18 protein-coding genes and 1 tRNA gene are annotated in these 13,879 nt (G+C 33.7%); 1 reads left to right on the forward strand and 18 read right to left on the reverse strand.

All coding sequences use genetic code 11. From position 1 onward, the window contains the following. Positions 1 to 101: 101 nt before the first annotated feature. The 16 genes from ACYQ21_RS06660 to ACYQ21_RS06735 form a co-directional block, all read right to left on the reverse strand. The gene (locus ACYQ21_RS06660; RefSeq protein WP_460056712.1) at positions 102 to 329 is read right to left on the reverse strand and encodes a DNA-binding protein; all 228 of its coding nucleotides are present in this window, start codon (positions 327 to 329) and stop codon (positions 102 to 104) included. Positions 330 to 377: 48 nt separating this feature from the next. Next, positions 378 to 1,247: a rolling circle replication-associated protein gene (locus ACYQ21_RS06665; protein ID WP_460056714.1), complete on the reverse strand. Its 870-nt coding sequence runs from the start codon at positions 1,245 to 1,247 to the stop codon at positions 378 to 380. A 75-nt stretch (positions 1,248 to 1,322) separates the two neighbouring features. Continuing rightward, positions 1,323 to 2,708, reverse strand: coding sequence for an FtsK/SpoIIIE domain-containing protein (locus ACYQ21_RS06670; RefSeq protein ID WP_460056717.1), 1,386 nt, complete (start codon positions 2,706 to 2,708; stop codon positions 1,323 to 1,325). A gap of 59 nt (positions 2,709 to 2,767) precedes the next feature. Next, positions 2,768 to 2,926, reverse strand: coding sequence for a hypothetical protein (locus ACYQ21_RS06675; RefSeq protein WP_460056719.1), 159 nt, complete (start codon positions 2,924 to 2,926; stop codon positions 2,768 to 2,770). Continuing rightward, entirely contained in the window at positions 2,926 to 3,345 is a 420-nt protein-coding gene (locus ACYQ21_RS06680; protein WP_460056722.1) for a hypothetical protein, read from the reverse strand. Before ACYQ21_RS06680 ends, ACYQ21_RS06675 begins: the two co-directional genes overlap by 1 nt. A 233-nt stretch (positions 3,346 to 3,578) precedes the next feature. Next, entirely contained in the window at positions 3,579 to 4,388 is an 810-nt protein-coding gene (locus ACYQ21_RS06685) for a hypothetical protein (RefSeq protein WP_460056724.1), read from the reverse strand. Between the two features lie 2 nt (positions 4,389 to 4,390). Then, entirely contained in the window at positions 4,391 to 5,155 is a 765-nt protein-coding gene (locus ACYQ21_RS06690; RefSeq protein ID WP_460056726.1) for a hypothetical protein, read from the reverse strand. 632 nt (positions 5,156 to 5,787) lie between these two features. Next, complete coding sequence (locus ACYQ21_RS06695; RefSeq protein ID WP_460056728.1) at positions 5,788 to 6,972, reverse strand: tyrosine-type recombinase/integrase; 1,185 nt, start codon at positions 6,970 to 6,972, stop codon at positions 5,788 to 5,790. Positions 6,973 to 7,074: 102 nt separating this feature from the next. After that, positions 7,075 to 7,290: a hypothetical protein gene (locus ACYQ21_RS06700; RefSeq protein ID WP_460056730.1), complete on the reverse strand. Its 216-nt coding sequence runs from the start codon at positions 7,288 to 7,290 to the stop codon at positions 7,075 to 7,077. Positions 7,291 to 7,317: 27 nt separating this feature from the next. Next, a tRNA-OTHER gene (locus tag ACYQ21_RS06705) sits at positions 7,318 to 7,383 on the reverse strand. A 24-nt stretch (positions 7,384 to 7,407) separates the two neighbouring features. Then, positions 7,408 to 7,626 (reverse strand): hypothetical protein, encoded by a 219-nt coding sequence (locus ACYQ21_RS06710; RefSeq protein ID WP_460056732.1) that lies wholly within the window; start codon positions 7,624 to 7,626, stop codon positions 7,408 to 7,410. A gap of 14 nt (positions 7,627 to 7,640) precedes the next feature. Beyond that, complete coding sequence (locus ACYQ21_RS06715) at positions 7,641 to 8,141, reverse strand: antirestriction protein ArdA (protein ID WP_460056790.1); 501 nt, start codon at positions 8,139 to 8,141, stop codon at positions 7,641 to 7,643. A gap of 56 nt (positions 8,142 to 8,197) precedes the next feature. Then, positions 8,198 to 9,394 (reverse strand): transposase domain-containing protein, encoded by a 1,197-nt coding sequence (locus tag ACYQ21_RS06720; protein ID WP_460056735.1) that lies wholly within the window; start codon positions 9,392 to 9,394, stop codon positions 8,198 to 8,200. 11 nt (positions 9,395 to 9,405) lie between these two features. Next, positions 9,406 to 9,660 carry a helix-turn-helix transcriptional regulator gene (locus ACYQ21_RS06725; protein WP_460056737.1) on the reverse strand — a complete coding sequence of 85 codons (255 nt, stop codon included), beginning with the start codon at positions 9,658 to 9,660 and terminating at the stop codon, positions 9,406 to 9,408. 91 nt (positions 9,661 to 9,751) lie between these two features. After that, positions 9,752 to 9,916, reverse strand: coding sequence for a hypothetical protein (locus tag ACYQ21_RS06730; RefSeq protein WP_460056739.1), 165 nt, complete (start codon positions 9,914 to 9,916; stop codon positions 9,752 to 9,754). 103 nt (positions 9,917 to 10,019) lie between these two features. Further along, on the reverse strand, positions 10,020 to 10,151 hold the full coding sequence (locus ACYQ21_RS06735) for a hypothetical protein (RefSeq protein WP_460056742.1): 132 nt from the start codon (positions 10,149 to 10,151) through the stop codon (positions 10,020 to 10,022). A gap of 140 nt (positions 10,152 to 10,291) precedes the next feature. On the opposite strand from ACYQ21_RS06735, the gene ACYQ21_RS06740 reads away from it, so the two are divergent. Further along, the gene (locus tag ACYQ21_RS06740; protein WP_460056744.1) at positions 10,292 to 11,107 is read left to right on the forward strand and encodes a helix-turn-helix domain-containing protein; all 816 of its coding nucleotides are present in this window, start codon (positions 10,292 to 10,294) and stop codon (positions 11,105 to 11,107) included. A 646-nt stretch (positions 11,108 to 11,753) separates the two neighbouring features. Here the strand turns inward: ACYQ21_RS06740 and ACYQ21_RS06745 are convergent. Next, on the reverse strand, positions 11,754 to 12,341 hold the full coding sequence (locus tag ACYQ21_RS06745; RefSeq protein ID WP_460056746.1) for an FtsX-like permease family protein: 588 nt from the start codon (positions 12,339 to 12,341) through the stop codon (positions 11,754 to 11,756). A 143-nt stretch (positions 12,342 to 12,484) separates the two neighbouring features. Next, positions 12,485 to 13,816, reverse strand: coding sequence for an ABC transporter ATP-binding protein (locus tag ACYQ21_RS06750; RefSeq protein WP_460056748.1), 1,332 nt, complete (start codon positions 13,814 to 13,816; stop codon positions 12,485 to 12,487). Positions 13,817 to 13,879: the final 63 nt, after the last annotated feature.

Here is a 13,879-nt window from a genome sequence, read left to right on the forward strand (position 1 = left end):
TGAGCATTCGTCTCAAACGTTTTTCGTTATCAATGACTTTTCCAGATTATTTGGCACAGTTGTTTTCAATGTGAGAGCTGTTATTTTTAAAAACACGCTTCCTATTTTGAGATTGAGAGAGAGAGAGAGTCATGCGTTTGTCGTGAGCAATATTTGAGATACTCCTCATACCCTTCAATCAGAATATACACTCGTCCGTGTGTAGGACGTAACACATAATCAGAAAACTCAGGTTCTCGTCGCATTTTTGTTAAGTCATTTGAAAGCGTTCCTAATGAAACACCGAACAATTCGCAAATTTCTTGTTTATTACCATATTTTTTAACCATTTTGTACCTCTATATCATTTTCTTTAATCAAATGATATAATTACCTTATTAAATATTTTTTTGTGAGTCCTGATTGCCGTCGGGACTTTTTTCTTGTTTCAATTTTAGTAAGGTTTCGATACCTTTTTCTTGGCAAGGATTACCGTCCTTGTCAAGATTTAGATAAAAAATTGAAATATTCGGTTTAAATTTGTTGCTGTCCGTATCTACTCCTCCAACAACAAATGATGGAACAAATTCATCTAACTTTGTTTCATTTAATATTTCATACAAAATATTTGGAGATTTCAAGCCTCTGCTAACTAAATAACTTGGCTGTTTGTAAAGCCTTGGAATTTGCATAAAATCTTTCGTGATATATTTGGTAATATAGCTCGCTGCTTTATCCTTGCTAGCAATTTTTGAAACCGTGTTGAAACCATTCGACCAATTTTCAGCGTTGTAAATTTGCAAGCCTTTCTTTTTCAATAATCGACCAGTTTTAGCACTCCTTGCCTCTGTTAGAATCGGGAACATCTGACCAGTAACACCGTGGAAATGGAATCTGCCAGATTTATGTGCCTCTGGTAAGAATAAATAATCAAATCTACCATATTTCTCACGCTGATATTTCAACCACTTTTGTAATTCTTTACGTGCTAGCTGAAAATCATAGGCATTTACTTTGCTATCATCTAGTGTCAACGTCCAAAATAAATCAAAATCATTGGCTAAAATATAATTTTTGATTTTGCGTTTCATGCGAAAGGCTTGCCGAGAGAGCCTTTTTTCTCGCTGTTCCTTAGTTTCCTTTTCCTCATTATCAAGTTTAGGGCTACCAAGTTCTGTTTTTATTGGCTTAACTTTATAATTTCCGTACTTAGTAACGATAATTTTATCGTCAAATACCTCGATTTTTGCGTTATATATACGAGACATTCTTTTCCTCCATAATTATTTTATTCAGCCTAAGTTGCCTGTATGTCAAGTAACAGGCAAGTGCTTTCTGATTCACTAGGCTTGTGATAAACCACCGCCCTGTGAATCAGAAAATTTGGATAGTGTTTTTTTAAAGGGAAGTTTTTCATCGTCATAATAGATACTTTTAAACGCTCTCGGTAGTTCCCAATTTAACCCGTCAAGCCAAATCAAACCCCCATAATCAGAATAATCTCCTCTAGGTAAATCTTTCAATCCTAGACCAAAAATTTCTTGTGCTTGTTGCTGTGAAAGTCGTCCAAGTGCTATTCTTAGTCCGATAGAATCTCGGCTTTCTGTGGGCAATATAGAGGCGGGTAACATCTGACCGCTCACAATTACGGATATGGAGCTTTGGCGACCTTTGACAATAAGATTCATCAAATTAGCATAAAATTGGGGATAAAGACGTTCAGCAGGCTTTAATAATTTATCCGACGCTTGCATTTCTCCTACCAAAGCCAACAATTCATCTGCGACCAATAAAATAGTACCTTGTTTAAATAGTTCCGCATGTGTACAATCTTTTTCTGAATCAATGTCTGCATTTATTTGTGCATAGCGTTCTTTCATGACTTGACAAAGTTCTGCCGTCAAGTCCAGAGCAGACTGCCCGTCTGTTGCCACTTTTCCAACACGTTTCATGGCAATACTCAAAAAACTTGCTTTTCCATCAATCGTAAATACTTTATTCTTAGGATTATTGGCTAAAAAACTGATAATCAATGCCTTTAAGAGACTTGTTTTACCTGAACCAGTCGGACCAACTACCAATCCCATGGGCTGATGAGTTGTCCATGTTAATTTCTTCGTTAGTGGAATGTTTATTTCGTTTGATTGTTTTAACTGCGATAAATCATCAATAAAAATGCGCTCATCAGGCTCATGGGAAAATATTACAATAATTTCTCCACTATCAATGTATTTATCCTCAATTATCCAATCATTCTCCGTTTCTTTAATGAGATAGCCTTGTAAACGTCTAGGAATGTCATTTTCCATATTATAGGAAAGATGTCCCCCTGTTTTCAGTGTGATTTTTATTTGTCCTTTCACTTTAGAATAAAACCATTTAACTGATTTCGTTTGATGAAATGTACTATCATGCTGGCAGAGTAAGTCACTTTCTTCCGTGAATCCTCGCAGTAATTTTTCAAGTTTCCATTTTTCAATCGGAGAGTAATGAGAATGGAAAAATTCCCATAAAATAGTAAGCAGGCAATGCAGAAATAATATCAACATTGCCATTTTAAAAATATGACTATCCCATATTATTTTTCTTTGTGATAAACTTGGCAAAATATTTTTTAAATTTGAAGTACCTACCGATACGCTAATGCCAATTATCCAAATTTTTATCAGCCAAAAATATCTACGTTTTTTTCTATAAAACATCTGTGTTTGATTTTCTTCAACAATCATTCTGCTCACTGATCCCCCAAATGGGGGATCAGTGAGCAGAAAAGTAGTCAATCGGTCAATTATTGGCAATCTTCAAAGTCTCCTTTAATTTTTTCAGTTTGAATATCACGAGCAATGTCTATTAGTTCTATTGCCCGTTTTCTGTTCAAGGTCTCATCTTGTAAGCAATACTCTATTTCGTTCAAATATGCCCAAACCGTTAATTCTTTTTTTGTCATTATTTTTTCTCACTTTCTTTTGTTTCAGGCAGAGAGGCAGAGATATTTAAAACAACTTTTAACCCTCTCCACGAACCACCATTGCGCCCCTGCTCCCATTTAAGCATGACTTTAGCCCCCTCTAGTTCAACATCAGAACCGATTAAGTCACTCATTGAAATCTCTGATAAGTCCTGCTCTGTTCCTACAAGTTCAAGAAGATAAGTTTTGAGTTCTGCAGAGTCTGCACCAGATTTTTGAATCAATTTCGCCAACTCAGAATCGACAAATTGACAGACAATTTTTGAGACAGAACCTTGAATAGGTTCGCCATTTTCTGCATACCGTGGTGCTTTACTTACTGTTTGAACAGTAGCAATTTTTGGAATGGTAACATTTGAAATTGTCACTTCGCCTAATTTCACTTTTCCTAGTAACATGATTTTTCCTCAAATAGCCATTTGCGACTAGCTACATTAATTTTTTATAGTGGAGTTCGCAACCTCATAGAAATATTCAAAGCGCTTTGAATATAACGCTATTTTATGAAATATTCTCTCAAAAATACATTGGTGCTAAACTGATATTTGTATTTGACATTTTCCACCTATTGACAATTTTAAGACAAAGAAAAACCGCCTGTTTAGACGGTTTTGATTGCTATTTTTAAAATTCAGCGTGGTGGTTGAATAACAGCACCTGGTGGAACATCATCTGGAGTCATTGCCCAACCGACACCGTTATTAGTTCCGTCAATAACCCCTGTGCGGTTACCAGAACTATCAGACGGTGACTGTGTGTTACCCTCACTTGAATAATTTGGGGTATTCGTGGTACTCCCATTTGGAACACTATTCTGTGATTGAGTTTCATAACTGGCTTGTTCTTGCGCTTGTAATCGGGCATTTTCAGCCTCTTGCTGAGCTTTTGCAGTGGCTTCTAACTCAGATTTTTCTTTCGCAACTTTTTGTAACTGAGTAATTTGATTATTTTCAGATTTAATCAAAGCATTTAATTTGTCCGTGAAAACTTTGATTTGTTTATCTGTGAAAATTGAAGTCATTTTTTCCACTTTACCTAACTCATTTTGAATAGCTTTTATATTCTCTTGTAGCGTGGAAACTTCGCTAAACTTTTTATCTTTGTCAGAAATCGTTAATCCTGATATGATTTCATTTTCCAATTCCACAAATTGTTGCTTATCAGCATTGCAAAATTTTTCTTGAATTTTTTTAGCTTTATTCGTGGTTAATTTTAAATCTGATAAGTTTTTCAAAATTTCTTGGGCATTATCTTTTCTGACATCAAAGGTCTTTTGTAAGTCATTGACTTGTTTTTCTTCTTTTGCCACCTTTTTCTTGTGCTGTTCAGCAAGTTTCACTTCTTTTTGGTGTTGAACATTGGCATAAATACCATAACTTCCGCCTGCAATAACAAGCAAGGTAATAACAATACCAATAATAATTTTATTCATCTTTTTCATTTTCACATCTCCTCTTTCTGTTGATTGAATTGCAAGATAAGATTATTCAAAAATAACGGAAGTAACCTATCTTCAATAAATTTTTCAAAAGCCTCATTTAATCTTTGATAACCTAAATACTCATTTAGTTTTGTACCTGAAATATCTTTTGATTTCTTCTCATCAATAATTGGAACACTCTCTTTGATACCGACTATTTCATATTCGATACCTTCTGGGCTTTCCAAATGTTCTTTTGAGTTTTTTGCTTTTGTAAAATCAATAAATTCTTTTAACAGTTCCTCTTTAATTTCTTCATATATTTGATAGATTTTGGTTTCGAGATTCTTTTCAGAACGACTTTCCATTAAATCAGAACAAATATTTTTGATTGTTTTATTACCATTTTCTAGACTATCTAACATGATATTTTGAAAAATTTGCGGGAGATAGGTTTTTATCTCTGAATTTTTTCCCCAAAGAAGTTCATGAACGGAATCAAATTTGAGGTTGCTGACAAATGCTTGATAATACATTTCTGCATTTTGGGAAGGGATAAGGTATTTGTTTTTTCGACTTTTTCTCTTATTATTAAGTATATAAGATAAGATGCTATCGTCGATTTTACTGTAATTCGGTGCCTCGTTATATTCTTTTTGATTCTTAAAACCTGCAATTTGATAGTTAGAAATTCCTAGTTCATCTTTTTTCAAATTCAGCCTTTTTGAGATTTGGTCGTAAATAAACTCAACGGTTCTTTCAAATTGTACTTTTGATTGATTTACCATTAAGCTACACAAAAATTACACAAAAAAGCCCTGAAATTCAGAGCTTTTGGAATACAATGAAAAAAGGTATTATTTACCTGTGCTGTGCCATTATAAGCAATTCCCTTTTCTGTGTCAAAATCTATCTTTACTCATTATAACAAATTTTGAGGCATCTCACCATTTCAGAAATATTTAGGACGGGTACTATTCAAAAATGTTTTTGGGCAAAATATGATATTTATTGATTATTGATTATTATTACTAAACGGCTACTTTTTACTATTTTTCAATAAAAGTAACTTCATCTGCATGTAAAGAATTCAATAAAGAAAAAATCCTTACAATTCAAGGACTTTTGGCTAATAAAAAAGGCAAATTTCAACTTTGACTTTTACCCCTTTTATTATCTGTTTACTCTCAATTTTGGTGCTAAATTTGGTGCTTTTTAAAGCTGAAATTTCATCAGGTCAATCAATTCAATACTTTACGGTACCAAATATAACTGTGCCACTAAATATCTCCTTTGATAATAAAAGCTCTAAAACCTTGATACTCCGCTATTTGTAGGTTTATTAAAAAATATCTTTTTTCAATATTTTCCCTATTTTACCCTATTTTTCATCCACTTTTGCCCAGAATTTGCCCAGAATTTATGAGCTGAAATCATCAATTAAACCAACAAGTTTAGAGCGCATTTTATCGGTAGTATGCGTATAAATATTAGTTGTTATAGATGAATCGGTGTGACCTACTCGCTCCATAATTGCTACTTGACTTGCACCTGACTCTACAAGAAATGTGATATGTGAATGGCGTAATGCGTGAGGTGAAAACTGCCTATCAAATCCCGCTCTTTCGCCAAATGTTTTAAAACTTCTGCCCAAATCACGCCACGAAACAGGATTACCCGTTCTACTTGGAAAAATGTACTGATAATCAGCAAAATTTTTACTACTAACTAATAATCGTTCGTTATCTTTCATAAAAAAGTTGATTATCTCAACCGCCCGTTTAGACAAATAAACTTTTCGATTAGAAGCAATAGTTTTGGGTGTTGTATGATACTTTCGAGTAACACCACCAACCGAATAATCTAAAGTGCTATTAATATCTATATACGATTCTTCGGAATAGTAATCTTCCCATTTTAAAGAAGCTAGTTCGCCATATCTCAAACCTGTCAAAAATAAAAACTCTAATATCATAGCATTTCTATATGAATCAGGTCGTATCATCAGAGCAAAAATTTGTTTTAACTCATCATAGTTAAACAATTTCTTTTTTTCTTTTTCCATATCTTCTAAAGTAATTGGAGGTAAATTTAATTCAACTTTTTTCATCAAATTATTTTCTATAAACTCCATGCGATACGCAAAATTCATTATCTGCTTAAATAAACCAAAATAAGTTACAAGAGTTTTTCTTGTATAAGGCATTCTATTGAAATAACGTTCCACCATCAATGGTGTTAGCTCTCCAATTTGTTTGCCCTTAAAATCTTTTTTTAGTATTTTACAATAGCGAACTCTAGTTGCATATGTAGAATGTTTTACTCGTCTAACTTGGTTCTCTAGCCAAATATCAACAATATCCGAAAATAGTTTAAATTCTCCACCAACTGAATCATCAGTACTATTTTTTTCTAGTTTTTCTCTAATACGAGCAATCATCATATTCATTGCCTGATTGCCAGCTTGCTTACTTTTAGAAGCCATTGTAATAGAAATTTTTTCTGTATTCAAAGTTAGTGGATTTTCATATCTCATTCTCCAAACATATTTATTAGTAGTCTTGGATTTTTCAACCCAGATACCGCTTATTTTTATATCTCTCATATATATATATTCTCCATATAGTTTAAAAAACAAATATTAGAGATAGTCATTACTATCAATTATATCATTTTTATCTGCTTTTTTTTTGAACTCATAATTTAATTATTTGAAACGCTCATTTTTTTCTTTTTGCAAAAACGCATCAAAAGCAGGTAACCAAACTCTGCCTGATAACCTAAAACAGCTACCACTTCTGTATTGCTTGTCGCTACGCATTTTACTTATTAAATTTGAAATCGTTTTTTCTGATAAACAATAGAACTCAGAGATATATTTTTTATCTCCAAATATCTTAGGAATTTCAATTTCTATATCCATGAAACTACCCCTTTCTTTCCATAATCTATATGCCTTGTAGGAATCGAACCCACTTCCCTTTTTCAAGTGTCTTGCCATTAGACGATAGGCACGCCAAACTATTCTCAGTTTTCTTTTTCAATGTCTCCAAAACGTTCTATTTTCAAAATACTCAGCTTCTGAAATTTCTTCCATTTCAAATGTGTTATCCATCATTTTCTCACCACACCGTCTCAAACCTGCAAGAGCGCTTGTGTATGCACGTTCATAAACTTGTGAGTATGATTTACCAGACATCATAAAATACTCACTCGCACTATCAGTCAATTTATAGCTGATTTTATAGTATTTCTTCATTTACTTCTCCGTTTTTACTTCTTGTGCTCTATCCAGTAACCATCTATCAAAATACCATAGGAAGTGTTGATATTGATGTCTCGACCAATCAATTCATAGTCAAGATAACTTTCTAAAGGAACGCCCCCTAAAATTTCAGGTAATTTTAAATCAAGGTTCTCAATATAATTTTCTCCCAATTCAGATTCATTGCTTATATCTTTTAAAATAAATAAGTCATCAGCGTAATTATCTATTAGTTCTTGTATAGAATTATCAAACCAGCCAATGAGTATATCTATATTTTCTAGAACTATGTCAGGCATGTAATCAATTTCTTCGGCAATTTCATTCAAGTTTTCAATATCGTCATACTCGCCAATTTTAAAAGGCGATTCGTAATCATGAATCGCCCATTCTTCATATTCTTCATCAATGCCTATTTTTCGCTTAATTTCCGATAGCTCCACAGGCAATGTAAACCACGCACCTTGTAAGATACCCTCGTTATATTTACCAAGATTAGCAACATAAATTGTAACGCGTCACGAAGAACGAGAAAAATGTTTCATCAAGAATGAGAATTTTTATTTCACAAACTCTGATTTTTACGCCATATTAAACGCTCAGGCTTTTCAAGTACCGTCCCACCTGTATAGCTCTCGTACAGCTTAGAAATGCCTTCTTTAACATTCAAGAACCAACGCTCAATCGGTTTAGCGCGAGCATTTCGCACAATCGCATTCACCATGTTTATCCCCAAACGTTTCAAAATCGGTGGCGGTGTAAAGTCATCTTTCGTTGATTTTTTCTGCCGATGTCCAAGACCACCGAAAAACATATTTAAGAACTCACGCCCATTATCCACATAAACCTCACGAGGAATACCAAAGTTTTCAATACCATTCCTAAACGCCTTAATCGTCACAGTAGAGCTTGAACTCGTTCCGATATGATAACCAACCACAACACCGCTCCGCATATCTTGCCAAGCTGACAAGTACAACCGTGTAACCGTCTTGCCATCATCATTTAATGCCATCAAATCAAGTGTGTGTGTATCGCCAACCCAAACATCGTTAGACTCCAGCTTGTCATAAACACGCGTCACATAAAGTCCAAACAAATCACGACAAGCCTTCTCGCCCTCATGCGCCAAAACAACAGCCGCAGGTGGCAACTTATCTACCTCACGTTTCAAGGTTGACATACTCGGAAAGTTCTCAAGCAAATCAGGACGATTCTGCTCACACCAATGCCGAGCCAACTTCGCCGACTGCGCAATCGTCCGCTTGTTTTGGTGCAAGTAGAAATCAAAGAAACGCTCAACAACCTCATGATTCACACGTTGCCGCTTAAACTTCCCACGACGATCAACCAAACCAGCATACTCACGGGACTCAACCGCCTTAAAACGACGATAAAGCGTGCCTTTAGAGACATTATGTAGAGCGCCAAACTCAATCATAGCCTCAGTCTTTTTCAAGTCATTATCACGTTGAAAAATTTGAAACTCATCATGAAGCGCAAGCCACTCATCAACCTGTTCACGTTCGCTTTCGCTCAACGATTCAAGCCCTGTTTTGACTTCAACCGTCTCAACCGCCTGCATAGCCGTCCATTTGTCTTGGAGGGCTTGGGAGAGACTTTCAAGCGGTATCATGTACTGCGGACGACCTTTTTCGTTTAGCATGCTTTCTGCCAATATCTTACCTTGTCGACAATATCTCTGAGCCATTCGCACATGGACTTCAGCTAAAACAGAATATTCTTCAATAGTCAAGAACATAGAAACACCTCCTAACTTGCAATATGGTGTTCCATATTTTTATGGTTAATATTTTCTTTGTTTTCTTTTCGTGGACTTGCATCCAAAAAAATTTCATCTAATTCTTTACCAAACATTCTAGCAATAGCAAACATCTCGGACTGTTTAAATTCACTTTTTCCAAGTTCTTTATTACGATATGATTGAGCTGTAATCTCTAACTCTTTAGCAATATCTTCTTGAGTCAAACCATTTGATTTTCTCAAAATAATTAGATTTCCTTGCATAATGCAAACTCCTTTCTTTCAATTAAGTTCAAAAACCACGTAAAGAAGATTTTTGTTTCTTTTTAAAGTCTGCTATAAAACAGACTAAAATTTATTTATCTTTACTACGTAATACAATGACAATAGCTGTCAAAATTGCTGAAATTAAGATTAATACCATTGGCAACATTTTCCCTCTGTAAAACATCAACACTGTTAATACAATTTGAAGGAGAAATGTTGTAACTGATAACATTTTAATTGCTTTTTTACTCATCTTGCTCCTTTCTATTTGAGATTTTACTATCCTTGTGGTAAAATGTACCATAAAGTAAGGCTTTGAGCTTTCACTCATTACCTCACTTCATACTATGCTCTTTCTATAAGAGCGTTGCAAGCACTGACAAGATTGTTACAATAACTGAGAAGATTGTGATAACATCTGATATTGTCAGTGTTTTTTGTTTACCCTCAGAGCGACTCCCTGAGTAAGGATAACGATTAGGTTTCATTACTTCACCTCCTTTGCTTAACCTATAAAACAATTATACCACGAAAAGAAGACTTTAGCAATAGAAAAACCACTAAAAAGTTAAAAAAGTTTTCTTTTAGTGGTTTTATTAGTGTATAATAGAGTTAGGAGGTGAACAATATGACAAATGAAGAATTAGCCAGATATGTCGGTTCAAAAATAAGAGAATATCGCAAACAAAAGGGCTGGACGCAAAATGAACTTGCTAATAAACTTGGAATAAACAAGACGACCGTATCAAATTACGAAGTCGGCTTTAGAACTCCACGACAAAAGTTATTATTCAAAATCGCTGACATTTTTGGAGTCTCTATTAATGATATTTTCCCGTCTATTCACGGCAAAGAACGGAAAACTACTCTACCTACTCCTGATAATATTTCAGAGACTACAAAAATATTAGATAATATCTTTGTAAATTTGGACAAATCTAATCAGGCACTTTTGATAAAGAATGCTAAAGAACTATTTGAGAAACAAAACAAAGAAAAAATTATCGAAATTCATGAAAAATCTCCTAAATACGAAATTTCTGAGCCAGCACTCGTAGAAGTCATAGGACATTCACAAGTAGCTGCTGGTCTAGGCTACGGCTACGATGATGAAGATAATTATACAGTCTATACAGACCGTGATGACCTACCATGTTACGACCTTGCTACAATGGTATCAGGAAAATCAATGGAACCAGAATACCCTAGCGGAGAAATGTTGTTATTGCGTGACCTCGGCACAACGAGTTATAACGGTGAACTTTGTGTAATTGCCGACGATGATAAAAGTTACTTCAAAAAACTTTATACGGAAGACGACCAACTCCGTCTTGTTTCTTTAAATCCAGAATACGATGATATCATCATTCCATTTCCACCAGACGAAGGATCTCACATCAAAATCTTTTCAGTTGTCGACTCATTTGAACCAGTTGAATATTAATCACATTGGACTGAGATTTTAGAATAAAATAACAAAATTATACATTGTGAAAATATAATCAGCTAAGTAAATTTTGTCGCATTACAAATAGCAAGAATCGCATTAAAGTAATGTTTCTTTAATGCGACAGTTAATACGACAAATATACAAAAATACACTACTTATTTGCATTTTCAAATAAAACTAAAGGCTCTAAACCATTGATTTAGAGCCTTTTAAAAGGTATTTTAAAAAAATTAGATTGAAATATCCAGTCTAAGCAAGTTAATAACTTCACAATCCTAAGCACAAACCCACTAATACCAACATTTCTAGCCATTTCACAACCATTGCGACCAAGCCACCTCCCAACACACAAGCCAATCCCTCCCGACCATTTAAAACACCTCTTAAAAACCACGTGCAACCTCTTAAAACCTTTAAATACACTATTAGACAACCTTTTAAGCACCCAATTTTTAAAGGCATTTTAAGAGCTTTTAAGAGCCATTTAAAGCCCCAAAAAAAAAAGCGAATTTTCTCGCTTTTTTCTTTTCACTAATTGAGAATTTTTTTCACGTTTTTCCGCTTATTTCCCACCTATAAACCCAATTATTCCGCCATTTCCCGACTTTTTTCGGCTTTTTTCACAACCACCCCTTTTTTCTCATTCTTCATGATTAATCACAATGACATTAACAACAATTATCAGACAAAGTGATTCTATTAAGATAAGAAACATCGAGCCCACTGATATTGAAAATAAGTTGCCGAACAAGAAACGATTGATTAACAAACCTAAGACAAATGATAATAAAATTGTACCACAACTGATTATTAGCCATATTTTAACAACTTCTATAGTTGTCAAAATCACAATATCTTTTGTTTTAAATCCAATCGCTTTTAAAATGCCAAATGTTTTTTCCCTCATTTTATTTTTCATCATAAATAGGGAAATAAAAATAGTAACAGCTATCAATAGCAACGCAAAAGTTATTAAATTCATTACCAACTTAATCATTTTTATATTCTTAGCTATCTCTTCATGCTTAAGACTCGGGGAAATAACCACGAAATCACTTGAAATTGTTTTTAATACTTCAACAATACTTGATACATTTTTATATGACTTTGCATAAATCGTCATCAGACTAAACGATAGCTTTTTCACTTCAAAACCAGATAATTCCTTTGGTAAAGCTTCTCTAGGTTGATTTTCACGTAATATCTTATCAAAAAAATCATATGGCAAATAAAAATTATCAGCTCGTCCATTATCAGAACTAGTTCTAATCTGAGTTGGTGAACTATCAAGTATACCAACTATGATACCTTCAAACTTTATGCTTTGCGAAATACTGCCATCTGATTCTTTTTCAGTATTATTTATGCTAACTACTGTCTTGTAGTTGGCAATTGGAATGAGTACTTCAAAAGTGACTTTTTTCCCAAAATATCATCTTGATTCACATGATTTTTTTCAATAAAATCTTTCGTCAAAAAAACTGGATTTTCTATTGATTGATACTTTTTTGGAATTCTGTACTCATCTTTTAGTAGAGCTTCAATTTTGAGTGAATTTTGTCCTTCTTGTGTAACCATTTTATCAGCATAGTCATTTTCATATTTTTTTTGAAAAATATCTAAAATTTCCATACTTGATTGAGGTGCGCTACCATCTAAACAAAAGCCGTTAGAAGTAAAATAATAATACGGATAAATTGACTCAATCCCATTAACTAACGATATTTCATTCAACTCCTTTTCAGAAAAAGACAAAGCATCATCATAATCTCTTCCACCATTATTCAAATCCAAAGTATCATTTTGAACAGTAATATTTTTATCACTAATAGTATTAATAAACTGCTCTTGCACTTTCAAATAACTAGTACCAAAATTACTAAAAATCGCTAAAATAGAAAGTAGTAAGATACTAGTAACAATAAAAATAGTATTAACAAATCGACCTGATTTATTATGCTTTTGATAAAACTTACCACCCTTAAAGGGATGCCTGTTGAGCACCTCAAAAGAAAAGCTGTTTTGATTCTGTATTTTTGCTGAAATTTCTTTTTGTTTAACAATTTCTTTATCATTGATAGTATAGATATCATCAGCCGAATTAACTAATCTATTGTCATGCGAGACGACAATAACAACCTTTTTTTCTCTCTCAGACAAATCTTTGAGATGACTGATTACAATTTCAGCATTTTTATCGTCTAAGGACGAGGTTGGTTCATCAGCAATAATAACGTCTGGATTATTAACTAGCGCACGAGCTAAAGCAACGCGTTGAGATTGTCCTCCTGAAATTGTACTGACTAATTGATCAGAGATATCTTCTAATCCATATTTTTTTAATAACTTTAAACTTGTCTCTTTTGCTTGTCTCTGGGGATACAGTAACACAGCTGGTAGCATGACATTATCCAAAACAGTCATTGTTTCAACTAAATGATTATCTTGAAAAATAAAACCAACATGTTTTAGTCTAAAATCCGTCACCTGTTTCGAATTTTTAGACATCTGGATACCATCTATCTTGTAATCCAGATGGTCATCTGTTTCCATCAAACCAATTAAATTAACAAGTGAAGTTTTTCCTGTGCCACTTGGACTTTTAATTAATGCTAGTTTGCCACTTTCAAATTCAGCTTTAGAATCTTTGATGATTATCTCAGATTCAAATTGAACTGAAATATGATTGAGTGTAATTTTCATATCGTCTAGAATACTAAGCCATCGTACCAAGTTTGCTCTTGAAGATTCAAAGAAAACCAAGCT

It is taken from the genome of Pseudolactococcus yaeyamensis, from assembly GCF_054658615.1.